Source organism: Pedobacter mendelii, from assembly GCF_014635725.1.
GTDB lineage: Bacteria > Bacteroidota > Bacteroidia > Sphingobacteriales > Sphingobacteriaceae > Pedobacter > Pedobacter mendelii.
This window is the reverse complement of sequence record NZ_BMDJ01000006.1, coordinates 1-23,383: the sequence shown is the minus strand read 5'-3', so window position 1 is coordinate 23,383 and position 23,383 is coordinate 1. Positions and strand designations below refer to the sequence as shown.

24 protein-coding genes, 1 tRNA gene and 1 pseudogene are annotated in these 23,383 nt (G+C 33.2%); 13 read left to right on the top strand and 13 right to left on the bottom strand.

Annotated features, from left to right (window positions below):
- Positions 1-231: 231 nt before the first annotated feature.
- Complete coding sequence (locus IEV50_RS11830) at positions 232-1,116, bottom strand: IS982 family transposase (protein WP_443094342.1); 885 nt, start codon at positions 1,114-1,116, stop codon at positions 232-234.
- 116 nt (positions 1,117-1,232) lie between these two features.
- Positions 1,233-2,321, bottom strand: coding sequence for a sensor histidine kinase (locus tag IEV50_RS11825; RefSeq protein ID WP_188414487.1), 1,089 nt, complete (start codon positions 2,319-2,321; stop codon positions 1,233-1,235).
- A 91-nt stretch (positions 2,322-2,412) separates the two neighbouring features.
- Between IEV50_RS11825 and IEV50_RS11820 the strand changes: the two genes are divergently transcribed.
- On the top strand, positions 2,413-2,556 hold the full coding sequence (locus tag IEV50_RS11820; RefSeq protein ID WP_188414485.1) for a hypothetical protein: 144 nt from the start codon (positions 2,413-2,415) through the stop codon (positions 2,554-2,556).
- Positions 2,557-2,581: 25 nt separating this feature from the next.
- Here the strand turns inward: IEV50_RS11820 and IEV50_RS11815 are convergent, their stop codons facing one another.
- Entirely contained in the window at positions 2,582-3,322 is a 741-nt protein-coding gene (locus IEV50_RS11815) for a LytR/AlgR family response regulator transcription factor (protein WP_188414483.1), read from the bottom strand.
- 342 nt (positions 3,323-3,664) lie between these two features.
- On the opposite strand from IEV50_RS11815, the gene IEV50_RS11810 reads away from it, so the two are divergent.
- From IEV50_RS11810 to lepB, 5 genes are all read left to right on the top strand, one after another.
- Positions 3,665-4,096, top strand: coding sequence for a DUF1573 domain-containing protein (locus IEV50_RS11810; RefSeq protein ID WP_188414481.1), 432 nt, complete (start codon positions 3,665-3,667; stop codon positions 4,094-4,096).
- A gap of 333 nt (positions 4,097-4,429) precedes the next feature.
- Entirely contained in the window at positions 4,430-4,723 is a 294-nt protein-coding gene (locus tag IEV50_RS11805) for a hypothetical protein (RefSeq protein WP_188414479.1), read from the top strand.
- Positions 4,724-4,894: 171 nt separating this feature from the next.
- The gene (locus tag IEV50_RS11800) at positions 4,895-5,194 is read left to right on the top strand and encodes a hypothetical protein (protein ID WP_188414477.1); all 300 of its coding nucleotides are present in this window, start codon (positions 4,895-4,897) and stop codon (positions 5,192-5,194) included.
- A gap of 425 nt (positions 5,195-5,619) precedes the next feature.
- Positions 5,620-6,756 (top strand): BF3164 family lipoprotein, encoded by a 1,137-nt coding sequence (locus tag IEV50_RS11795; protein WP_188414475.1) that lies wholly within the window; start codon positions 5,620-5,622, stop codon positions 6,754-6,756.
- Positions 6,746-7,630, top strand: coding sequence for a signal peptidase I (gene lepB / locus IEV50_RS11790; RefSeq protein WP_188414473.1), 885 nt, complete (start codon positions 6,746-6,748; stop codon positions 7,628-7,630). Before IEV50_RS11795 ends, lepB begins: the two co-directional genes overlap by 11 nt.
- Positions 7,631-7,633: 3 nt before the next feature.
- On the opposite strand, the gene IEV50_RS11785 is transcribed toward lepB, so the two are convergent.
- From IEV50_RS11785 to IEV50_RS11765, 5 genes are all read right to left on the bottom strand, one after another.
- On the bottom strand, positions 7,634-8,416 hold the full coding sequence (locus tag IEV50_RS11785) for a GLPGLI family protein (protein WP_188414471.1): 783 nt from the start codon (positions 8,414-8,416) through the stop codon (positions 7,634-7,636).
- Positions 8,417-8,422: 6 nt separating this feature from the next.
- Positions 8,423-11,146, bottom strand: coding sequence for an outer membrane beta-barrel protein (locus tag IEV50_RS11780; RefSeq protein ID WP_188414469.1), 2,724 nt, complete (start codon positions 11,144-11,146; stop codon positions 8,423-8,425).
- Positions 11,147-11,206: 60 nt separating this feature from the next.
- Complete coding sequence (locus IEV50_RS11775; protein WP_188414467.1) at positions 11,207-12,112, bottom strand: HTTM domain-containing protein; 906 nt, start codon at positions 12,110-12,112, stop codon at positions 11,207-11,209.
- Positions 12,109-12,726, bottom strand: a complete 618-nt coding sequence (locus IEV50_RS11770) for a hypothetical protein (RefSeq protein ID WP_188414465.1) — start codon at positions 12,724-12,726, stop codon at positions 12,109-12,111. Before IEV50_RS11770 ends, IEV50_RS11775 begins: the two co-directional genes overlap by 4 nt.
- A 267-nt stretch (positions 12,727-12,993) precedes the next feature.
- Positions 12,994-13,725: a LytR/AlgR family response regulator transcription factor gene (locus IEV50_RS11765; RefSeq protein WP_188414463.1), complete on the bottom strand. Its 732-nt coding sequence runs from the start codon at positions 13,723-13,725 to the stop codon at positions 12,994-12,996.
- 531 nt (positions 13,726-14,256) lie between these two features.
- Here IEV50_RS11765 and IEV50_RS11760 point away from each other — a divergent pair.
- Positions 14,257-14,589 (top strand): thiol-disulfide oxidoreductase DCC family protein, encoded by a 333-nt coding sequence (locus IEV50_RS11760; protein WP_229746715.1) that lies wholly within the window; start codon positions 14,257-14,259, stop codon positions 14,587-14,589.
- Positions 14,590-14,687: 98 nt separating this feature from the next.
- Here the strand turns inward: IEV50_RS11760 and IEV50_RS11755 are convergent, their stop codons facing one another.
- Positions 14,688-15,842 (bottom strand): TlpA family protein disulfide reductase, encoded by a 1,155-nt coding sequence (locus IEV50_RS11755; RefSeq protein WP_188414461.1) that lies wholly within the window; start codon positions 15,840-15,842, stop codon positions 14,688-14,690.
- A 393-nt stretch (positions 15,843-16,235) separates the two neighbouring features.
- On the opposite strand from IEV50_RS11755, the gene IEV50_RS11750 reads away from it, so the two are divergent.
- From IEV50_RS11750 to IEV50_RS19760, 3 genes and pseudogenes are all read left to right on the top strand, one after another.
- Positions 16,236-16,817: a hypothetical protein gene (locus tag IEV50_RS11750; RefSeq protein ID WP_188414459.1), complete on the top strand. Its 582-nt coding sequence runs from the start codon at positions 16,236-16,238 to the stop codon at positions 16,815-16,817.
- Positions 16,818-17,089: 272 nt separating this feature from the next.
- Complete coding sequence (locus tag IEV50_RS11745) at positions 17,090-17,350, top strand: helix-turn-helix domain-containing protein (RefSeq protein ID WP_188414457.1); 261 nt, start codon at positions 17,090-17,092, stop codon at positions 17,348-17,350.
- Positions 17,347-18,405, top strand: a pseudogene (locus IEV50_RS19760) (IS3 family transposase). Before IEV50_RS11745 ends, IEV50_RS19760 begins: the two are co-directional and overlap by 4 nt.
- Before the next feature lie 28 nt (positions 18,406-18,433).
- Here the strand turns inward: IEV50_RS19760 and IEV50_RS11730 are convergent.
- Positions 18,434-19,087, bottom strand: coding sequence for a TonB-dependent receptor (locus IEV50_RS11730; RefSeq protein WP_188414453.1), 654 nt, complete (start codon positions 19,085-19,087; stop codon positions 18,434-18,436).
- Between the two features lie 7 nt (positions 19,088-19,094).
- Positions 19,095-19,418, bottom strand: coding sequence for a LytR/AlgR family response regulator transcription factor (locus tag IEV50_RS11725; protein ID WP_188414451.1), 324 nt, complete (start codon positions 19,416-19,418; stop codon positions 19,095-19,097).
- 532 nt (positions 19,419-19,950) lie between these two features.
- Between IEV50_RS11725 and IEV50_RS11720 the strand changes: the two genes are divergently transcribed.
- From IEV50_RS11720 to IEV50_RS11710, 3 genes are all read left to right on the top strand, one after another.
- A tRNA-Lys gene (locus IEV50_RS11720) sits at positions 19,951-20,023 on the top strand.
- 210 nt (positions 20,024-20,233) lie between these two features.
- The gene (locus IEV50_RS11715; RefSeq protein WP_188414449.1) at positions 20,234-20,620 is read left to right on the top strand and encodes a hypothetical protein; all 387 of its coding nucleotides are present in this window, start codon (positions 20,234-20,236) and stop codon (positions 20,618-20,620) included.
- A 270-nt stretch (positions 20,621-20,890) separates the two neighbouring features.
- Positions 20,891-21,388 (top strand): hypothetical protein, encoded by a 498-nt coding sequence (locus IEV50_RS11710; protein WP_188414447.1) that lies wholly within the window; start codon positions 20,891-20,893, stop codon positions 21,386-21,388.
- A gap of 493 nt (positions 21,389-21,881) precedes the next feature.
- Here the strand turns inward: IEV50_RS11710 and IEV50_RS11705 are convergent, their stop codons facing one another.
- Together IEV50_RS11705 and IEV50_RS11700 are read right to left on the bottom strand one after the other, a co-directional pair.
- Positions 21,882-22,886 (bottom strand): DUF6624 domain-containing protein, encoded by a 1,005-nt coding sequence (locus IEV50_RS11705; protein WP_188414445.1) that lies wholly within the window; start codon positions 22,884-22,886, stop codon positions 21,882-21,884.
- 39 nt (positions 22,887-22,925) lie between these two features.
- Positions 22,926-23,228 (bottom strand): hypothetical protein, encoded by a 303-nt coding sequence (locus IEV50_RS11700; protein ID WP_188414443.1) that lies wholly within the window; start codon positions 23,226-23,228, stop codon positions 22,926-22,928.
- Between the last annotated feature and the right edge of the window lie 155 nt (positions 23,229-23,383).

Below are 23,383 nucleotides of genomic sequence, written 5' to 3'. Positions count from 1 at the left end.
TGAAGGTCTTCCGAATATTAGCATACACCAGCCATAAATATGTTAATTCGTTTAAATTCTGCGCCAAACACAATGACTGTAAATTGTGAAAATACATGATTAGATCTAGAAAATCTCCAACCTATAGACACACAGGAATTCTATATAACAATTGACATGGAAGATTTTCTGCCGAATAACTTCAATTCAATTCCCGAATGGATATAATTATAATTAACCCGTTGGGTGAAATTAATTTATTTGAATTTTTATATTGTTAATTGGTCTATCAAATATAAACTTATTGATGTATTGGATCAGAGTTAATGCTGTTATTTTTGCTAAAATTCTTGTTTTAAAACCATCAAATGTTTTGGCATAATTGTTTCTAATTTTAAATTGGTCACATAATTGTGAGAACAATGTTTCTATTCTTTTTCTCGATTTTCTAAAGATATATGGCTGTTTTTTATAATCTTTTTGATTAATTCTCATTGGCGTTTCCAATACAATGTTCGCAGTTTGAAATAAATCTAATTGTTGAGTTGATGATAAATAACCTCTGTCTCCAAGTAACACACAGTCAGATAGTTGATTTTTAACATCTTTAAGGATTTGAATATCGTGCACATTGGCTTTAGTTATATCGATAGAATGAAAAACACCAGAAACAGAACAAATTCCATGTAATTTGTATCCATAAAACCAAGTGTCTTGGGAGGCACAAAACCCTTTTGAAGGAGCTGTTTCAAAATCTTTACTACAAATTTTTATTCTGTTTTGCCTTGCTTTCTTACAAATCTCCAAAGGCATGCTATCAATAATAAAATAGTCTTCAAATTCCAAAAATGAAGATGCTAAAGTGGTTCTAATTTTTTCTGAAAATGGAAACAATTTTCTACGCCTTTTATTAAATTGGCTTCTCTCAACTAGATTAGAAATGGTAGTGTTACCTAACTGTTTAAATAGATCATTTTCACTATCAATAGACATATACTCAGCAGTTAAACTTAATGCAACCACTTCAATGTCAGACATTTTAGGCTTTCGACCGACTTTAGATACATCATTAAAAACAATATTCAAAGAACTTAAAACTTCTAAAACTCTAAAATAATTTTTTGCTATATTTGAAATAGATATTGTTTGTTTTGCGACTTCAAGATACTGAATTTCAGTATCTTGAACAATATCTAAATCATTTTTTTTACCTTAATCAATTTCACCCAACGGGTTATAATTAAAATCTCTATTCACAACGAAATAAATTTAACCTCAACCTTTGTCCTGAAATATCCATCCGAATACTGGCCATATTGAAGATTCGACTTTTCCCCAAAGGCTAAACTCAATTGGCGGCTTATATTAGAAAGGCCAAGGTTACTTTCTTCAGTAATTGCCTTATTTTTAGAGAGATTTTCCGTCTCCAACAAAAGTAAATTGTCAATAATTGATAACCTTATACTAGCTTCATGACCGCGATCATGTATTTCTCCATGTTTAAATATGTTTTCAACTAGGGTTAGCACAATTAAAGGTGGAAATTGCACTTCTGCCAGTTCATTTGAATAATTGAATGAAACGAACTGCTCGCGTGAGCTTCCAATTTGATTGAGATAAATTAGATTATTAACCTGTTCTATTTCCTGAGCAAGACTGGAGCCAAACTCGTTTATACTTGAACTTATAGCATACCTCATAATCTGCGCCAATCTCAAAATCGCCTCACCCGCCAATGGTGCGGATTTTCGTGATTCATGATAGATGAAATCAAGAGTATTGAATAGAAAATGAGGATTAATTTGAGCCTTCAAAAACTTAATTTCAGTATCTGAGAGTAGCTGTGTAATTTCCTGTAAACGGATGATATCTTGTAAGCGATTATTTTCCAATATCTGCCTTTCTTTTTTTTCTAATAGATACTTTTTCAGATAATAGAATCCTGTTGAAAATCCTATGAAATAAAGCCCTCTATAAAGATTTCTTGCTATTACAGCAAAATTCAGCTGGTATTTTCCATTTTGTTGTATCAATCCTGCTTTAATCATCCCAAGGTCTGCGATGTAGTGCATCATTATATATATAATAATTAGAACAATTACCGCGAACAAAACATACAATGGTTTGAAGACCATTTTCGTTGACATCAACCGAGGAAGAATAAAATCACTATGTAAGTAAAAAATCGATATAATGATGGCATAATGAACCAGATAGACAACTGGATTTGCAAATAAGGAAAAAAGTATTCCTACAACAGCTGTTTCATACAAAATAAAAAGTGTCCATATCAGCAAGTGTAGCCGCTTAGATAATGCCCAACTATAAATAATCTTTTTCATTTCTCAGACTCTTTTAATAATCGAAATAGTTCGTTATATCCCTCAAAGTTTAAACAGCTATCGACATATGCTAAGTTTCAAAAAAAAAACCATGAAACATAGAAATTTAAAAATCAAGTCAAGAGTTGTATTTATTTACAAGAAGGCACCAGGCACACAAAGATTTAAGGGTTCGGAAACCGAACCTACTACTCAAACAATTACAATCACAGTTCATACAACGGGAGTTTTCTGAAACTTCTAAAATCACACATCAGGGGCTACATAATCCGTGCCCCTGATTTGGTAATAATGTGTTCCTCCAAGAAAGTCCTAAAATCTCTCCTGTAAAATTCTCCCACAGTTAACTGTATATTTCCTTTCATGTAAATTGACATACCATCAATCATCTTTATATGGTCTACCGCAATTATAAAACTTCGCTGAAATTTTACAAATTCTACCCTATTGACAAAAAATTTAGAGATTTCCGACAATGATATAAGTGAAGTTATCTGTTTATCGAATGTGTGAATTACAACATAATTGAGATTACTCTCCAAAGCAATCACATCTTTGAAATCTATTTTTACAATTCGATTGTGGTCATCTTTGCTCTTTACAAAAAAAAAAGGTTTTAATTTGGTGAGCCATAAATTATTCTCCGTCCCCTTAAATAATTTGTTTATAATATTGTTAAATTCAATAATAGAATAGGGTTTAAGTAGAAATTCATCAGCATTGACCTTGAACGCTTGGTAGGCATAACGGCAATGGGCGGTTACGAAAACAAGCTTTCTAGTCCTTTGTCTAACAAAACCTGCTAGTTCAATCCCAGAAATGCCTGGCATATCAATATCCATTAAGATCAGGTCAACGTCTGGAGAAATGCAAATTTCATCTAATGCTTTTAATGGATCAGTATAAATGGATAATAATTTAAGTTCAGGGATCGCTTTAACGAATTCACCAAGGGTTTCTGCCGAACGAGAATGGTCGTCGATAATAATACATTTAAACATGTCTGCTTGTAATTAAAGTAAGTATTGAAAAGAAACAATATAGGATTATGTCCCTGTTGTTTACATGTCTAGCAATTGAGAAAAGAAATATTTTGGCGTATCAAACATGCATTACCATTATTTGCTTAAACAATACAAACTTCATTACGCTATCTAACTCCTGGTATCGTGAAGCTGGTAGTAAATCATTTTCTCCATTAAATCCATCAATCAGACTGTGAATTCATACACACTCACCAAATTAGGTCGTGCAAATAAGCTGCTTCGACACGGCAAACAGCCTATATATCCAGAAAAACATAGACTCCACCCCTTTAGACTAACTTTACATAAGATTGCAACATGATGAAACTATTTATTTTTATTTCTGTAATAATACTAACAGGGTGTCACTCTCCTAATAAAAAAAACTCTGGCTCATATGATCTGAGTAAAATATCAAAAGAGGTCGCTGAGGTTGATACGTTGTCCGAGATATATTTACCAAATCCAACCTTTGATTTCGGTAAGATACAAAGAGGTGCAAAAGTAAAACACGTCTTCTACATCAAAAATACAAGCAAAGTACCACTGATGATATATGATGCTGCAACAAGCTGTGGCTGCACTGTCGCCTCAATTCCCAAGAAGCCTATCCTTTTTAACCAAACGGATTCGGTGACAGCGGTTTTCACTAGCGGAGAAACAGGAATGCAAAATAAAGTAATAAACCTGACAACCAATACCAGCAATTCTCCACAATTACTTACGCTAATAGGCAATGTTGTAAAATAATAGCTCAAAGCTTATTCTTCTTCATTAACGATACCCAAATCATAACCATTTAAAATCTTTAGGGATCTTATTCTCAAAGATTCATATTTTTTATGGACACCTCTAAGTCTTCTTTTTATAATACATCTCTAAGCGTTAATTTACCCCCATTTATCTCATCTTCTAAATATCAGATACAGTGCTAAATTATATCGCACCTCATTCTATCTATTCGTCGTGCCATTAAGAAGATTGATCAAGGAATGAGGATTTTATGTGTAGGATTGACCTTTGTATTTTGAAGAAATCTAACTTAGAGTTATTAAGTAACGCATTAATTATTAAGCAGTTGTTATGATTATAAAAAATTCTAGATTCTATTCAGCAACGGTAGTATGCTTAATCATTGGCTGTTTATTGGCCCTTAATGTGACAAATATTAATGAGAAGATGATAGTTAAATTAAGGCATGTTGAACATATTAATATGTCTGAAATGGTTGCTATAAAAAATGCTAACGCAACAGAAAAGCAGGAAGAAATTTCAGCTTGTGAGGTCGGCACTAGCTGCCCATGTGGCGGAAATGGAAGTGAGTGCACTATTACTATTAATGGTACAGTTGCCACAGTCGCCGGGAAAAAAGATTAATTACAAACCCTTTTATTTTTGCATGAAAATGCAGAAAAAAGACAAATAGTAATTAAGTACCATTTTGTATACAAAATTGGCATTATAAAATAAAGTCTATCAATAATAGATCTTTAAATCGGACTAGTTAAATAATACAATTAATCTAATAATAAACTAAATTTAAAAACCATGGAAAAATTTTCTAAGAAAAAAATGATGTTGAAAGCGGGTATGCCTGCATTAGCTTTAGCTTTATCTATCTGGGGTTTGAGTAACCTAAACGGAGCTCAAGCAAACAGCCAAACTCAAATCAGATTGAGAGATGTTTCTGCTGTTTCATCAAGCAGTCAATTCGCGATTTTGGATGCTAAAGCATCTGAGAAAACTGAAATAGGAGTTGCTGAGACAGTAAGTTGTAGCGAAAATGGAAGTGAATGTACTGTTACTTATAATGGTGGAACTGCCACTATTAACGGTAAAAAACAGTAGTCTCCAAGGTGCACTACCGGAATGAATTAGTTTTAAAAACCAGATCTTCGATCTGGTTTTTTTTTGAAGTAATCAATTTCCACTCAAAAATTGGTCACGGAAGACAACTGCTTCAGAAAGAATTTAAACCATTATGTGTAGGAAATAGCAAGCTTCTTAATTTCTTACTAAATTAATAATCCTAAGTCCATCTAATGAGTTAGGAAAACAATATGTCTGGAAAAATACAATGTCACGAATGGTTCCTGCGATTTTGTCAATACTTATGAGTGTATTATTTACTAAACCCTTTAGAGCTCCAACCAATTTATTAAAGCAATACATGAGAAAAATAATCATATTATTTTTTATAATTGAAAAGACGATACTATCTACAATAATATTTAAACCGCTTATATTATCATCCTAAATAAAAAAATCTAACTATGAGAACCAATTTATTTGAGTTACTTCTGCTTATACTACTAACAATATTTTGCCTTGGATGCAATAATGATGTGGATGAACAAGAGCCCCTGAGTGATTTTAAAGTATTGCCTAGAATATCCTTGAATGGAAATGACATCAAACTAAAAAATGATAGCGTTCTATATGATCCTAGAAATATACAGGTATTTGATTCTTTAGCTATTTGTTATGACAATAATGGTTACACCGCCTTTTCCATTATCAATTTAAATGATGGCAGTCTTATAAGAAGGTTTGCTCAAACTGGTAATGGCAAGAATCAGTATAATATAAATAGTCTCAACTTGAATCGAATAAATAAAGAGAAACGTCACTTCACACTTTACGAAACATCAGCATTACATCGATTTTTTAAATTTGATCTAGATAGCCTAATTAAAAATGTGAATTATAATCCAAAATTAATTTCAACGCTCCCCCCAGAATTTACATTTTTAGAACCCACTCTACTTTCCGATTCGATCATTACAGGAAACATCAGTTTCTCTAAACTGGATAGTAAAGTGATTGGTCGATTTAATGTTATAACGCAAAAGCTAATCACTTCTGTCGATTTAACAATGCCTAAAAATGATATATTCAAAGAATATTATGATAGGGATAATATTGGATGGACCAAAAGTGCCTTAGGAGGAAAGCTAGTGGTTCGTCCAAATGGCAATGAAATTGCAAATTTCTCCGCCAGAGGCGCACTATTTCAAATATTCAATATAAATAGCAATGCTACAAGGTTGGTAAAAGAAAAATTATATTATTTACCAAGCTTTAAGATAATGGACCTTGGACATGGTGTTGTGAAGTCTAAATTCACTGCAGCCAATAGATACGGCTTCAATAACATCGCTGCAACAAATGATTTCATCTTTACGCTGTTCAACGGTAAGCCTTCAGAAACTCGAGAATCAAGTGCGTTATCATCCAACATAATTTTAGTCTATGACTGGAATGGCAATCCGGTAAAACAGATAATACTGGACAAAGATTGTTATCAAATAGCTATCGATCCCCAAAATCCAAAAATCCTTTATGCATTAACTGCATTTAAAAATATAGGAATTCGTAAGTTTTTACTTGACAAAAGTAATGGTGGTTAACAAAAAAATAAAGCGTACTATAATCCTCATCTTCCTTTCTCTATCAACTCTTCTAGCCATTAGAACTTGCTTTTTAGATGTATTCAACATTCCCAGTAGTTCAATGAATGCTAAATTGTTTGCCGATGACAAAGTGATAATAAATAAAATGCACTATTCTGGGTTGGTATCGAAATTCTTAAAGCGATTAAATGTGAAGGCTAATCTAAAACCTAAAGATATCGTTGTATTTAAAATAGACTCCAGTGAAAAATCATTCTATATTAAACGTTGCATAGCTTTACCAGGACAAAGTATTGAAATATTAAATAATGAGGTAAAGGTCAATGGCAGGATGCTTAATGAAGATCCGAATGTCATATTGAAATTTAAAATATTTTACAAATCATATAATCGATTAGAGCAATTTTTTAACGAAGCGGATATAGATTATTTCAATGCCAGTATGGTAAGAAACTCGAATTATTTAATTATCAATTTAAATTTCGGAAAATACAAACTTCTTAAGGAGTCAGCGGTAACTGATTCAATTAAAATAGAAGGTTCAGGAAGCGAAAGAGCAAGTTCAAAGCTTAAATCTGATTACAGTAATTTAGAATTCATAACTCTTCCGTATAAAGGTATGACTATACCCTTAAATGAAAAAAATCACCGACTGTATAGTTTCCTTATTAAAAAATATGAAGGTCTGAAAATCACTCGCAATAACGATGAATTTCGATTGGGCAACAAAAAAATTTCTGTTTACACATTTAAAAAGGACTACATTTTCGTACTAGGTGACAATAGAAATAACTCTGAAGACTCCAGACATTATGGTCCTATTCCAGTATCAAATCTTATCGGGGTATACTTATTTAAATTTGGCAGGTAACTACTAGAACAAAGTTCTTCGTTTTATAAAATTAAGAAGATTTAAAGTCCTTCTATTTCGCTCATTTTTAAAGACTTCATCCAACTCACTAGTTGTTATCGCTTTACCTTCTAATTTATTCCTAATAAGTAATTGTCTATCACGTCCCGGAGTATATCTTTTTGCGAACCAAGTTATATGTTCATTTGGTAATGCAACACCTAAGATCATTCCTGGTAAACCCATGAAAGATTCCGGACCGCCTTTCGGTGTAATCTGATCGGTGTAAAAAGCTACAACATATATTGAGTCGGCAATCAATCCATTTGCCCTCCTGCAAAGAAATCCAGCAATTTCTCTAGTTTCCCCAGTAAGCTTCCAATTTATTTTCTTAATGGGCTCGTTAAATCGATACTTAATACCAAATATATTCTTTTGAGCACTGTAAGTTTGTCGTTTAAAGTCTACGAGGACTTTATTTTCAGATGAGAATTGCGACAAAAAATCGATTTTTAATTCCGAATTCGATTTAGGCAGAAATATAGACTCATTCGTGTCAAAATCTAAAATGAAAGAGGTAAGCTTAAATTTTGGATTGTTATTTTTGTATTCATCCGCATACTTTTTCATGTCCCCTTCCAATGTTCCATAATAGCTATCCAGGTAAAAGAAAACATTCTCAGAACGTTCAAATTCGATTGATCCACTTTCTATGAAACTTTGATTTTGCCCGCTGGAATTAATAGGAAAAATAAATATTAAAAGCAGTGCAAGAACAGTGTATATTTTTTTTTCTAGTAAACTCATTTTAAATTATTTAACTGAATTAAATTTTTTGAAGTTCCATACACATGAGAACATAAAGTACCGTTTTATCGTATCATAGGTATTTTGAATTACCAGGTTTTGAGTAATATACCGTTCAAACCCTCTGTTTTGATTCAATGCATCGTTCAAAGTTAGCTTTATTGAAAGATCACTATTTTTGAAAAAATCCTTCTGTATATAGCTATTCCATAAAACACGACTAAAATCATTTGTGAAACTCGTAGTTTTTCCCTGAAACAAATAATCCACTTCGGTGTGAATGGTCATTTTAAAAGGTAAATAGAAATCAAGATTTGGTCTCGTTTGATATCCCCATGATTCATTTTGCAAAAGAGGTTGCAAGCTATTTTTATTCGTATTATAGATTACGCCAAAACTTACACCGCAATTGTATAAGCCCTTTTTAGCTTTTCCAAGTCCAAAAGTTAACTTATACATATTTAAAAGGTTGTTTGACAATTTTGAATTTACGATATTATTTAAACGGTTTCCATCCATGCTCCCATCAATTGTGAAGGAAATATTACTAAGTTTCAGAGGCGCAGCATATGAGAATGAACCAGAATATCTTAAATTAGAAACATTATTTAGATTAGCATACTTGTATATGCTCAACCCCTCAGAATCGGTGTTAACGATAACAGATATTGGATTTTTGATTTGCGAGAAGCTAAAATTCCCACTCATGAAGATATCTTTTGCCGTTTTAAACGCAATGTAATTCAACGAAATACTGTTAGAAAATGATTGTCTTAAATCTATGCTTCCAAGGATCAAATTTAATGGATCAGTATTGTTTATCACTGGTTGGAGTTGCTCTATTGATGGTAAAGTAGGGTATCCATTGTATTTCATGGAAAAAGTTTCCATAGCAGAAAAGTTATAGGCAAACTCAGCCGAAGGGTAGAGATTATAAAATTCTTTTCTTAAGAAAGAATTTTTTGATCTATCATTCTGATCAAAATTTACATAGGCAAAATCAGAGCCCGCTTGAAATCTTACTTTTTTTGTCGAAAAATAATAATTTAAACCACCTCTCTGAAAAACTTGTTCAAGCCGATAGTCATTGCTTAATGCTTCATTCAACACACTAATCTGTGAATTTCTCGCTTGATCAAATGTTTCTCGGTTTAGTCTACTAGAATTAAAAATCCAGATCAAGTTCGCCGAGAGTGTAGACGACTTTGTCAATGGTTCAGTATACGTAGATTTCAAGTTTATTATAGATGAATGATCATCATTGTACTTCAGTTGGTTTAATTCTGAGGTAACTCCCGTGTTCGTATTCGAAATTAATGTTCCTGATGAAGCTGAAGTTGTATGGAATAGATTAAGCCCTATTGATATTGTCCTCCGTTCCTTATTTAATTTCTTTAGGTATAACAGATCAGCTGTTCCAGCATATTTATTTGCGAAGGTTTCAAACAGCCTGGAGTTTGAATTAATGATGTTCCCGATTGAATCTTTAATCTCTGCTCTAAAATTATTAAACGTATTTCGCCTAATTTGACCCGCATTTATTTTAACTACCAGGGTGGAACTTGTGTCTAGAAGAATTTTAAGATCACCGTTAAAGTTATGCTTTTGATCATTATTGTCAAACTTTCTAACTGAATTACTTAATAAATATGCTGAAGGAAGATTCTCTTGGCGCTCAACAAAATCGGAGCCTAAAACATTTAAATTGTTGTAGCTATAATTCATATTCATAACGACTTTTCCTTCGTTAAATTTATTACTGAACTGGCCACCTAAACCAGTAGACTTTGGTATACCTCTCCCGCCATAACTCCCATTCCAGATGTCAACATCTAAAGCATTATATGTTGCCTCTACTCCACCATCGGAATATTGCTGACGATCTCTTTTACTCAAGCCTACGTTTCCCGTATTATTAGAGAAAACATATGCAGCAATTTTATTGTCGTTATGGAAGCGATTATAGAAACCCTGGCCTTGGTAAAATCCAAGATTTCCGACTGCTAATTCTACTCGTCCGAAATTTCCACTTTTGTTTTCACGCTTCAACTTCACATTAACCGTTTTGGCATCCCTACCGTCATTTATCCCGGTAAAGGCAGATTGATCACTTTTTTTATCAAAAACTTGAACTTTTTCAACCATATCTGCGCGTAAGCTTTTGGTGACTAATGTCGGATCATTGCCAAAAAATTCTTCACCATCTACTAGTACACGACGCACCTGCTTGCCTTGTGCAGTTATGTTCCCATTCCTATCGACCTGCATGCCTTGCACTTGCTTCAAAAGGTCTTCAACAGTTGCATTTGGTCGCAAATTGTACGCAGCTGGATCGTATTCCGTAGTGTCTCCCCTTATCTTAATTCCTACACGTTTTCCTTTAATTGTTACTGAATTCAATAAAATTGCTTCATCCATTAAGTGTATTGTCCCTAAATTTATCAAGCTGTCTTTTTCTAAATTCAGAGAGAGAAAAAAATCAACATACTTAGGATAAGAGATGATCAGATGGTAATCGTTCTTAACGACGTTTTGAAACATAAAAACCCCATTCAAAGATCTAGTATCAGCATATATGATGGAATCTTTTGAGTTGACAAGAACGATTGATGCTTGATTGAGCTTTATTTTTTTACTAGTATCCTGTACGGATCCAATAATTTTAAATGATTGAGAAGAGGCTACACAAGAAATACAAATAAAAACTAAAAATAAAATGTAAAATTTCATAGGCATTGATTGTCTTGGCTAAATATTATATTGTTTGAGCTTTTAATGATAATCATATATTTAAAATCTCGATAGATATTTAGAATTGAGGTTTAGGAAGGCTGTTAGATTCATTATAATCATCAATAAGGAGAAATAGTAAAGACCTAGCGAGACTGCTATCCCAATGTGCAATACAGAAATTAGTAAGAGGCTAAAATTGCTTATACGCGATGTAAATACTAATAGTGGATAGAATAATTCGATAATCAAAGTACTCCAAGACAACAAAATTGGTAAAAATGCATAATTACCCATAACATCAAAGTTTACATCAAAAAAAATATTATGCCTTATCTGATGCGTCGCTTGCCAAATTGCCTCTCCACTCCGCCAATCTACACCCATCAGCTTTACAAAGCCTGATGAAACGTAAATTAAGCAAAGGTGTAATTGAAGAATTTTTCGGTAAGGACTGGGCGATCCGTTTTTTTGCTTAAAAAATATGCTATCTAACGAATATTTTTTTCCGACTGGAAAGATAAAACAGTAAAATAACGCAATAGATGTTATGCTATCGACTCCATAACTATATAATATCTGTCCTCTAAAAATCACAGTATGTAGTATAATCAGGAGTAAAGCTGCATAACGCGTTAAAAAACCAAGAATTAGAAACATGCAAAAAACTAAATAGACAACCGCTACCGTTGACATTATAACTTTGTCGGAAAGGTTTGCCCAACCAAATAAAAAATCATTACTTTGAGCAAGACTCGGAATAATCTTGGGTTTGAAGGCATTCATGATAGCGCTATCAATTATGCCATCCTTTCCATAAAGAGTTTCAAAATCCGGAATTATTAACAGAAAATGAATTAAGCTAAAGATCCCGATCGATAAACGGAAAAATGGCATAAAAGAAACATCTTCCACCCGATCTCTCAAGAAGAACCTTATTACTGACTTTATTTTTTTATTTCTCAACGGGTTTCTCGTAAATTAATTTTTGTAATATTAATCAGGGTAGGCTTAACTCCATTTTTGAAACCCGAAAGACTAGGATAGACATAGGTGGAAAAATTTAATTCAGCAAATTCCGTTTTTTTTGTACGTCCCGACTGTAGAATACGTATACCTACATCCTGAGTAAAGAAATGATACAAGCTATCTTTTCTGGCGCTGTCCATCTTTCTAACAGCATTATTGAAATTGGCTAAAGAAACAGAATATCTTTGTATTCCCTCATGTGTCTTCAGCGAAATTGGATAATATAGCCGGCTAATTTCATTATTTTCACTATCATATTGAATACATTCCAAGGAAACACTTCTAGCCACTTTGGGCGCAAAATAATTATAGCCAGCATCACAACCGCTAAACAAAGTGTAGTGATATAAACCTGGAAGGGTTAATACTTCACGAAGATGCCTTCTTACCTTGCTTGCAATATTATTGGAATCTATTTTATCTGACTTCTGAGTGGAAATTAAATACTGAAATCCAGTGATTGAATCACCAAGCACGACCAATAAAATTATAAGGAGGTGTAAACAGGCAAAATAAAATAATGTTAATTTTTTGAAACTTGTTTTTTTCATTAATAGCAAGTTGAGTGCAACCTCATCGAATGGTTTAGGGTTTCAATTTAGTTAGAAATCCATTTTGAAACTCACTCCTACACACAACCCTATAATTCCTTGCTAATTGAGCTCTTTTCCTTGATAAAGCTTAGATAGATTGTCAGATAATAATTTCAACTCAAAAAAGATAAAAAATCACACCTAAAAAATAAATTTATTGTCACTGTGCGATTAATGCTTCTAAAACTAAATATAAAAAAATGCATTATCGCTGGCGTCCAGGATCTACTTCCTTTCGGTTTTGATAGAATAATTAAGTAGAAACTCCTGAAAGGAGGGCCGAAATGAATCGCCAACGTTGAAGCGTAACCCTTTTGACATGCCGATCGAACTTCCGTCTATTGAATCGATGTGCCTAATTCCAATCACAAAACTTCGATGAAATTGAGCAAATCCTGGTTGATTTTGAAGCATTGCGATTATTTCTGCTAAAGTTAAGTATGCAGTGACGTCGCCTGAAACAGTCAATATTCTTACATAGTTCTTCTTGCTCTCAACAGCAATAACATCATCAAAAATAATTTTCTGCATGATATAGTTGTTATCCTTATTCTTCACCATGAAAAATTCCCTAGACAACTTTTTCGGGTTGGATTGAAGTTTGCTTGATATTAACTTGTGAATTGTGCTTTCAAATTTTGAAAAGCCGTAAGGCTTTAATAAAAATGCATCACCGTCAAGTTCAAAAGCATGATAACCGTATTTGGTATGTGCGGTAGCAAAAACAAGACAACGAACTTTATGCCTAGCCATGGCTGCTATTTCAAGCCCGGTTAATTTAGGCATGTCTACATCAAGAAATAAAAAGTCTATAATTTCTCCATTTTTAATATCGTTAAGTGCCAATTCCGGGTCAGTAAAGGTCTTGACTAGTTTCAATTGCGGAATTGCAGAAATGTAATCCGAAAGGGTAGAAATTATACGTTGTTCATCATCGATTATGATACAGCTATACATTTGCAAATTGTTTTGAAGATTTATATGAATTTATAAAAAAAAACAAATGGTACTAAATATTATTAGAAATCACTGCAAAGGTAGCTAGAATTTAAATGCAGTCATTATAAATCAGTCCATTACATTTTTCAAGGTCCAAACATCTCAGATATATAACCTAAAGACAGTAATTTTTCGTTCACTATTTTTCCAAAGTCCGAATTAATTCATTCGGACTTTACTTTTCGTTTTAAGATTGCAATTTATGTAACCATTTTAAATAATCAAAAAAGCGTTTTATAACGACCCTTTTCCTACACTTAACACACAATCTGTTACACGAATTATAATTTATCAAACCACTTTATCTTTTTGGATTATGAAAATGAGTAATCAATCAAAAAAGAGTTAAACTCACATTTAGCAGCTTAATTCCAATGCTACTTTTAAATATCTGATTTCGTAACCCCCAACTTCTTTGGATTTAAATATAAATCTGCCTACTTTAGACTTTTAATGCCCAAAAGTATTATACCAATCAAAAAATATTGAATGTTGGATATTTATCATGAAAAAAAATCGATTATATTTTTCGACGGGGTTTGCAACCTTTACAACGGTTTTGTTCAATTTATAATTGAACATGACCACGATAGTTATTTCAGTTTTGCATCTCTACAAAGCGAGTTTGCAGCGCAATTAAGATTAAACGGAAAGATTAAAAGCATCGATACAATAGACAGCATTATTCTGATAGAAGATGGAAATGTTTATTATAAATCAACGGCGATATTAAAAATAGCAAGGAAACTCAATGGATGGTGGTCATTCTTGTATAGGCTTAAATTATCCCGGTTTTTATTAGAGATTTTACATATAACATAATAGCAAAAAGAAGATACAAATGGTTTGGCAGCACTAATGTTTGTTGGGTTAAAACCAAGTCACTGGAGCAAAGGTTTATCAAATAGTGTGATTACAATTCAGTCATGTTGTCTTATTAAATTGTTGATTTTTGTTGTCAATTCTTCTTCCAAAGAATCGCTAAATCCATCAATACTTGCTACAATCTTGTCGTTCCAATCGATTAGGTAAAAGTTGGGTGTACCTATAGTCTTGAACCTCAAACTTAATGATCTGGTACCAAAAAAAACTGGAAAATTAATATGATTATTTTTTATATACTGAGAGATCTGTTCGACTGTATCTCCAGTGTAAACATTAACTATATAAAAATTTTTACCAGCATACTTCGAATGTAGCCTATTTAACATAGGATTAGATAGAGGATTAGCAGAACATGTGGTAGATCCGAAAACAACAAGTTTAACATCCAATTTCATGGAATTTTTCCAAAATAATTTTGCATTAGATATTGGAGTTGCATCAATCAAAGGCGCAGTTTCTCCTATCCTCAACATACTTTTATTGACTTCTTGAAAACCGTCAAAGTTTAATTCGTTACTTGAAATGATTTGATTTAGTTTAAAATCGGTAAATGCTTTTTCAATGAAGAATTTTAGTCTGCCTATTTCATATCCATCTTTGAAAGCAGCTCCAGAACCTATTTCTTTATAATATAAAGGCATCATTGAGATCTTATCTATCAAAATAGTTTTGAAAGTATAATCGTGATTTCCGTGAGCAATCGTATCATAGGCTTTAATCAAAAATTGATAACACATTCTTCCATTATATAGCGTATCATTATTATGCAGCACCTTAGAAGGTTCTTTTCCTAAACAGATAAGCATTGCTGAAATAATACCATGCAGCTCATCTTTAACTATACCCGTAAAATTATCTACAGCATATGTGCTATCAGTTAAATTAAAAGTATATCGCTTACCATTTTTGTATATTTCATTAGTGACTATTTGACCAGAATTCTTATCACTGTCGTCGCGCCTGAAATCAATAACGCCATCCTTACCGTATGATATTTGCGTCTTTATTATACCCTTGGAAAAATCTCCAGGATTAAAAGGGTTTTCTTCAGTAAAATTAGTTGAATAACTAAGGCTTTTGAGCTTATGCAAATTAGTATATGTTTCATTTAAAACCTCAAACTTTTGAGCTTTTGAATATTGGATTTGGACAACTAGCATAAAAAGTAGAACACAATAATTCCTTGGCATAATTAAGTCATTTTACACCAATATAATCAATATTGCTGAGCCTACGAAATTACCGTAATTCAAAATTTGAATATTATTGCTTTCCAAAATATCAACTTAAGATATACTGAGGGTTAAAAAATTTTGATAATTTGGGAGTTTTGAACATTCATCTGATACAAAGAGTTAAGAACTACAATCATATCCAAAAGATTATATTTGAATAAATCGATATATTATGAGCATAAGTTTTTTCAAGCCCCGTTATCGTTTTGATTTTTCGGAAAATACTTTGAACATTGGAAACCCAGTAACCTGGAGCCGATTACATTTCCTTAAGCATCTTTTCAAAAGAATTTTTGCTATACCACCGATGAGATTTCAGGAATTTTTCTGCACCATCTGGATTTTTATTTGAAAAACACTGCCGATAGTAGTGAAAAATTATTCATCAAAAACTTCTTCGAGATAATTGACAGACAACTGAAAGTTTTAAAAAGTAGGGATGTTTACGCAAACAATCATCCTAAAACGCAGCGTGAAATAGCTCATCTTTCACAGCTACAAAATCTACTGATATCGTTTGATAACTGGAATGTACATAAATCATATGATAATATTGTTGCTAATCAGGAATCTGATATTCTAGCACTCAGGGAACAAATAAAAGCACTTAAGTCAGAACTTAAGATAGCGACCGATCTTGAAACTACACAATTTATAAATATCCCCAAAGGAGGATTTTTAAGCTTGGTAGATTTGATTATTCAAATGGAAGAAGTGAGACTGCCCTCACACAAACAGTTGGTATTTGCGGAATTTCAAATTGTGTGGGTAAAAATGATCTGCAAATATTTCCGAGAAGACAACAAGGAAATTGACTTTAATAGGGTTCGAAGATATTTTCCTAAAGAGAGGCGCAATCCAGGAACTCGCTCTTCATCCATCCCAACAGATCAACATCTTTTTGAGATAAAGGAAATTAAAAGAAAATAGCATTAGCTAACCATTCCCAAAAGCATTTAAAAGGTCGATAAAATATCATTCGATATTTATCCATTTCTTGAATAATACGTTTTTTTACTAACCAATCTATTACCATGCAGTTCTGTATGGTAGCGAAAAGCAAGTTCCTTTATTTTTCTTTGTGCCAGTTCAAATGCTGCCAAAGTATTATATGACTTTTAGGCCTTTTCGATGAAGTCCTAATTTGTGGTAGAGGCAATTGACAAAAAATTTCATGGTAGACTTAAATAAAGGAAAGAAAGATGAATGTAGAATTAATCACAAAGGAGGACCTGAAGAACCTTAAGGCCGAAATGCTGAATGAGATCAGGCAGCTCATTAAACCTGGACAATCTGAAAACAGACAATGGCTCAAGAGCGCCGAGGTACGAAAGCTGCTGAGTATTTCGCCTGGTACATTACAGAATCTTCGCATCAACGGAACACTACGATACACTAAGATTGGAGGGATGATGTATTACAAGATGGAGGATATAACAACGCTGCTTGAGGGAAATCAATGATTATCGATGAAACCATAAGTAGGGAAGGTTTCGGCGTTACTAATATTATACGATTAGAATCGGATAGCAGATTGCTGCCGACCCACATCAGTATCCTAACAGCTATATTTGTACGCTGGCAGCATAACCAGTTTCAGGAGCCATTTTCAGTTACAAGGAGAAAACTGATGGCCTACTCGAAGGTAGCTTCTATTGCCACCTACCACAAATGCATAAGGGAATTGAATGCCTTTAGTTATATAGTGTACCAACCTTCTTATCACCATAAGAAAGGCAGCCTGATTACTAATTACCAAATAAGTAAAAGCAAGGCTTGCAGAGCAATTAGACTTCCCATAAGCACTTATAGTTATCAATCTTGCCCCAAAGAAGATGAGAAATATATCAACCTGTTGAATACTTTGGTTTCCAGGCACGTAAGTATATTCTTTTGGCAAAGCTACCATCGAATTAGGAAAACAGGTGAGGTAATTAATCATAAAAAACTGTACAGAATTTACACCTCATTGAAGCTTAATATTAGAAGGAGAGCACGAAAAAGACTACCCGCTAGAGTAAAACAGCAATTGTTTCAACCTGGCAAAATAAACGAAGTTTGGAGTATAGACTTTATGAGCGATAGCTTATGGGATGGAAGAAAAATAAGATTACTGAACGTGATTGATGATTTTAACAGAGAGGTACTCATGATAGAAACAGATACTTCACTACCAACATTACGCGTAATAAGATGCTTGGAAGAAATTGCCCAATATAGAGGGTACCCACAAATGATAAGGGTAGACAATGGACCAGAATTTATAAGTGCCAAATTAGATATGTGGAGCAAAGAAAAAGACATCAAACTAATATTTATACAACCTGGAGAACCAACTCAGAACGCATATATCGAAAGATTGAACGGAACATTTAGAAGAGATATATTAAATGCCTATGTATTTAAATAAATACAGGAAGTAAAGGAGATAAGTAGTGAATGGATGCATGATTACAACCACAATAGACCACATAGAGCACTGAAAAATAAAACGCCAATAGAATACAAATTATCCTAATAAATTCTATTTTTGATCGGTATGAAAATTAGGGAAGCATACATGTTTCTGTTTTGCCTCCAAGCAGTTCGTTTAGAATCTTCTCCCTGTTCCTATAGGAAATGAACCTATAAGAGAAAGTTAGTAGCCTGGTTTTACTATTCTTAAAGCCAAGCTGATAGTTAAGTGCTAGGTTTGCGCCAAAGCCACTTCCATTTTTTCTGTTGTTAAGCTGATAGTTTTCCAGCACTTTTTGATTGATGTCGAAGATAGATGTCGACTGCTCGCTGCCTCTTCTAGAGCTACCTGGGGTAAAGCCGATGGAACTGGTTATCAAATTTAAGCTATCGATGGAATAACTCAGATAAGCAGTAGAGTAAAGGGAATTTCCCGTGAAGCTACTGGTCCCAGTCTGACGGAGATCAGAAAGCGTTGGAGCCTTGCCCAGCAATGACTTGCTGAAACCGGTTTCTCTCGATCCGCTTATAAATATTGTGGTTCCAAATTTTGACTGACGATAATTCAGGGATGCGTTTGCATTAGAAAGTAATTTGCCATAGCTAGTTCCAACGCTGGCATTGTAACCGTCCGCCAGGCTTTTTTTCATAACGATGTTGAGAATTCCGGTAAGACCCTCGGCATCATATCTTGCCGGAGGAACGATGAGAAATAAGAGTAAGAGGACGGGCTTGATAGTAATCATGTTTCAGTTAATAGATCATTGCGATTAGCTTTTTAAGGGATATGGTAAATGGTATGGTTGTATCGCAATTTAGCCTTAGGCTTTTTTCCTTTTTATTGATATTCTTGATATGGAACATATTGACCAGGTACGACTGGTTTACCCTGATGAACTCTGGCCTTGCCAGTTCTTTTTCAAATCTCGCCAGTGACTTCACCAATAGGTACTGACCGCCTTCAGATAGATGAAGATGAGTATAATAGTTGTCAGATTTGCAGAAAACGATATCCATTGGATCCACCAAATGAATAACATTATTGTGAGGTATAATTAGTCGTTGGGTCTGTATCATATTTTAAAATAAAGGGCGTTAATTTGTTGACTAGTTAAATATTAATTACACTTCTGAACCTCAAATAGTAATAAACACGGTTAAGAGAACTGAGTTGGTAGAATAGAGCTCTTAAAAACCATTAACTAAACTTATATTGTTTTTAACTTAGATTCCAATATTTTATATACAAGTGTATTTTGGTTATATCAGCGCGTGAAAATCAGGGATTTCAATACATTTTCTGGCAAGAATAAATCATCCATTGTGACTTAGTTATCCACGATGTTCTTAGAATAAACTCCTGTCTATCAATTTCTAAGTTATTCACATTACGTGAATGGAGTTATTTTAAAAGTGGTAAGGAAAATTAGGTTGACAATTGATATCAACATTTTAAGTTTTCATTCATTTAAAGCTCATTTTATAGCATTGTAGCCGGATATCTTATGAAGAAAATTGAAGATTTTACTTAACCATAAATTTTTAAATAATAATATTCTTTCGAATAGATTTATTTTCTATATTTGCACCTCCTTAAACAAGAGGAAAAGATTCCGTAGCTCAGCTGGTAGAGCATTACACTTTTAATGTAGTGGTCCTGGGTTCGAATCCCAGCGGGATCACAGAAAGCCTTACAGAAATGTAGGGCTTTTTTGTTGGTTGAAATTTTAAAAATCACTATATTGTTTTGATGCAAAATATATTGACTGTTCATGTGAGACCAATTGGGGCTAGGTAGACTTTAGGTTATACCGTAAAAAAATGGTTAGCCCACTCGATTTTATTTTCAGAAATCTAAAAGTACTTAAGGCAGAGAATACTCAATTGGTGATATGAAAAACAAGAAAAATTTTATTCTGATGAAAGGTACAGTGATGCTACTGTTTGTGTGCGCTATATTAAGTTGCGGCTCACAGACCGCGGATTATGAAAAAAAAATAATTGGAAGTTGGGTTGGGGAAATCAAACTTCCCAATAATGGAAAATCAATTGGAAATATGCATTTGGAATTCACCCGTGAAGGAGCTTTTTTTCAAACAACCGGAGAAGGAGCAGAAAAAGTGGTTTCGAAACAGACCTATAGAATCACCAAAAACAAAATCTTTTATAAAGGAAAAGCGACTGGAAATGAAGAATTAGATTCCGACTACCATTTTAGAGGAGATGTATTGGTGATGCAAGTTGATGCAGACAGCGCCGAATACCGGAGGGTAAAATAACTGCTGCATATTTAAAATTTGCCATTACTCTGCTATATTGATGGCGAACCATCATGTGATAACGAACAAATTTTTAATCCATAAAAATCTAGTTTCTCTATTTGGAGATAATTTACTTTGACTAAAACAAATGACAATCTTCCGTTTACTAAAAACCAGCATATGAAACTTTCCTTTGCAATTCTGATAGTCATGATTATCCTATCTTGTAAGTCGCAAACAAAAACAGAGCTTCTTTCCTTGAAGCTTGATTCCGACATCTCAAGCCAGGTGCTCCAAGACAAAGAACTTAAGAAAGATTTTGATCCTAATTACGGCCTGGCATCGCTCACAACTAATAAATTGGATGGGTATGCAATCGGAGATGTAAAACTTAACACCTATGATTATCCCAATGGAAATCTGGCTGATTATAGTAGACTTTCAATATTTACAAGCTCAAAACAGAAAAATAACTATCTAGGATTTAACTATAGCTCTGTTAATCAGGAAGAAACAAAGTCGATTATAGATTATCTAAAGAAGACTTATCCTGCTTACCATCAAAGCGATACCAGAGGTAATGGGGAATCCTTCTTTTGGGACATTCCAAAACTCGATGCCTGGATTTTTATTTATCAGGGAATATCGACAGATAAGAATGACAAAAATTTTTTTAGTACCAATTTCATATTTGTAAAAAGAAGAACACGTATGGAGAACAGTACTGATTCCAAAGTCATCACTATAATGGACTATTATAAAATGATGTTTCCAGACGTTTTATAAATTTATTTGTTTCGTTTTCTTACAGAAGTATTGTTGAATTTGATTTAAAATTGTTGTTTTGAATAGATTTATCAGTTCGAATCCCAGCGGAATCACAGAAACCTTCAAGCCTAAAGCTTGGAGTTTTTTGTTTTAAGGGATTCGAACCCGGGTTCGAACTTTTCTCTTGAGCGGGTTTGTTTTCGGGCTTGCGGGTGCGAAAAATCCCAGCGGGATCACAGAAGATAGTATCAAAACTATGTAAAAGCTTGCAAATCAAATGATTGCAAGCTTTTTTATTTTAATGGAAAAACTAAAAGGACTCACCTAATAAATGTAACCATTTGTTTAACAAGACGTTCGATAATTGAACATCTTGACGTTTTCAGACTGCAAGGCTGATTTTGTTAACCTTAATTCAGTTTATATGAAAACAAATTTGGAAATACTAATTATTTCATTTTTTGAACCAAAATATGAAAATATTCATTTTTTAATACCTAATTTATTCTTATCAGGGGTGTTTTAGAGCCTTCTTTAGTTGTTTCAGATCCATTTCATATTGGTCTATGCTCCATATAATCCCCCAAGTCTTTACATATTCCTTCATAGTATTCAAACCTACTGACTTGCGACGTTTATCTAGGCTTTTTAGGTTTTTTATTGGAGAGACATAATATCTTCCGGTTATATTGTTTAATTTCAACTGACTCCCATAAATCTGTCTTTTTCCGCTACGTATCGCAATTCGATCTTCTAACAAAGCGAGACTAGACAGAGAAATGTCTTTATTCTGTACTGATTTTTTAAGGAAAGGTAGAAAGTACTTTTGAGAAGTTAGATCGCTATGTTGTATAATCAGAAAAACAGTGTGCATACCAATTTCTCCAATATCTTCCTTAGTTGGCCATTTATATTTGGAAATTAGATATTTTAAATTGACAATATTTATTGAGTCTGTTTTATTTAGTTGCAACACATATTCCTTCATCTCAGAAGAGTTTCTGTCATATTTTTGTTGAATTTTATCCATATGGAACCTTGGCCATTGATCAGACTCATTAGCGGCACCCAACGCCATGATAAAGGGAATATTAGGGCTACTAATTGTAGCATTTGCTTTCGTATTAGTTTCCTCTTTATTCCTTTTAATTCCATTCAAGACTTTTTGCCACCTTAAGTCCGATTCAAGATAAGTAAGCGTGGTGTCATTTGCTACCCTGAAATATTCATCAAAGCCGCCTTTTGCACATTTCTCTAATTCGTAAAACGCAGAATCAGATTCTCTTGACATTGCCCACGAACTAGCAGCAGCATATCTGTGATCAAGTCTACCAAGGCCCTTATTTGACGAAAATGCCATCGAAAAATACTTCGCAGCTTGTAAATACTGTTTTTCGAAATAGAGTTTCTTTGCGCTGGAGATATATTTATCATATTCATTCTGTGCATTACAGATTGTATAACTTATCGTAAATATTATCACTAAAAAAAGTGATTTAATTTCAATGAATTTCATTTTAAGGTTCTTGTATTTTCCAATTGATTGAGATATTATCTATATGCTAATCAATTGCCATTTATTTGCATCAAGATCTAAATGTTCAAATATAATTTGGTTTGATTGGTTATAAACTCTTTCAAAATCTAAATGCTTTAATAACAACATGCAATTCGACTGCCATTTTTTTACCCATCTAGGGAAATTTTCTGAAGGGCTTGTCATCCAGAATTCGCTGATTAGTTCTAAATAAATATCAAAATTGGATTGAAAATTTCTCATAATTTTTTCCTTATCTAAAAAACTGGCATCGGGTCTTTCTTTACTGTGTAATATACTTAGAGATTTTTTTATATTCAAGAGTTGATGATGAGCTTCTTTTGGATTGGGTGTAATCGGGAAATAACACTGCACAAGAATTGGCAATTAAGAGTGCACAGAAAACGGCAACAAGAGTGCACAGCTTTACAAAGCTAATCTTCTGGTTCTAACTTGCAAATATTGTTTTCCTATTT

What these genes read in the sequence shown, in the direction of transcription:
- IEV50_RS11745 (WP_188414457.1), top strand. Translation starts at nt 17,090, where the DNA reads ATGAATGTAGAATTAATCACAAAGGAGGACCTGAAGAACCTTAAGGCC.
- IEV50_RS11760 (WP_229746715.1), top strand. Translation starts at nt 14,257, where the DNA reads ATGTTGGATATTTATCATGAAAAAAAATCGATTATATTTTTCGACGGG.
- IEV50_RS11705 (WP_188414445.1), bottom strand. Translation starts at nt 22,886, where the DNA reads ATGAAATTCATTGAAATTAAATCACTTTTTTTAGTGATAATATTTACG.
- IEV50_RS11765 (WP_188414463.1), bottom strand. Translation starts at nt 13,725, where the DNA reads ATGTATAGCTGTATCATAATCGATGATGAACAACGTATAATTTCTACC.
- IEV50_RS11785 (WP_188414471.1), bottom strand. Translation starts at nt 8,416, where the DNA reads ATGAGTTTACTAGAAAAAAAAATATACACTGTTCTTGCACTGCTTTTA.
- IEV50_RS11810 (WP_188414481.1), top strand. Translation starts at nt 3,665, where the DNA reads ATGATGAAACTATTTATTTTTATTTCTGTAATAATACTAACAGGGTGT.
- IEV50_RS11815 (WP_188414483.1), bottom strand. Translation starts at nt 3,322, where the DNA reads ATGTTTAAATGTATTATTATCGACGACCATTCTCGTTCGGCAGAAACC.
- lepB (WP_188414473.1), top strand. Translation starts at nt 6,746, where the DNA reads ATGGTGGTTAACAAAAAAATAAAGCGTACTATAATCCTCATCTTCCTT.
- IEV50_RS11770 (WP_188414465.1), bottom strand. Translation starts at nt 12,726, where the DNA reads ATGAAAAAAACAAGTTTCAAAAAATTAACATTATTTTATTTTGCCTGT.
- IEV50_RS11725 (WP_188414451.1), bottom strand. Translation starts at nt 19,418, where the DNA reads ATGATACAGACCCAACGACTAATTATACCTCACAATAATGTTATTCAT.
- IEV50_RS11755 (WP_188414461.1), bottom strand. Translation starts at nt 15,842, where the DNA reads ATGCCAAGGAATTATTGTGTTCTACTTTTTATGCTAGTTGTCCAAATC.
- IEV50_RS11715 (WP_188414449.1), top strand. Translation starts at nt 20,234, where the DNA reads ATGAAAAACAAGAAAAATTTTATTCTGATGAAAGGTACAGTGATGCTA.
- IEV50_RS11795 (WP_188414475.1), top strand. Translation starts at nt 5,620, where the DNA reads ATGAGAACCAATTTATTTGAGTTACTTCTGCTTATACTACTAACAATA.
- IEV50_RS11780 (WP_188414469.1), bottom strand. Translation starts at nt 11,146, where the DNA reads ATGAAATTTTACATTTTATTTTTAGTTTTTATTTGTATTTCTTGTGTA.
- IEV50_RS11825 (WP_188414487.1), bottom strand. Translation starts at nt 2,321, where the DNA reads ATGAAAAAGATTATTTATAGTTGGGCATTATCTAAGCGGCTACACTTG.
- IEV50_RS11800 (WP_188414477.1), top strand. Translation starts at nt 4,895, where the DNA reads ATGGAAAAATTTTCTAAGAAAAAAATGATGTTGAAAGCGGGTATGCCT.
- IEV50_RS11730 (WP_188414453.1), bottom strand. Translation starts at nt 19,087, where the DNA reads ATGATTACTATCAAGCCCGTCCTCTTACTCTTATTTCTCATCGTTCCT.
- IEV50_RS11805 (WP_188414479.1), top strand. Translation starts at nt 4,430, where the DNA reads ATGATTATAAAAAATTCTAGATTCTATTCAGCAACGGTAGTATGCTTA.
- IEV50_RS11820 (WP_188414485.1), top strand. Translation starts at nt 2,413, where the DNA reads ATGAAACATAGAAATTTAAAAATCAAGTCAAGAGTTGTATTTATTTAC.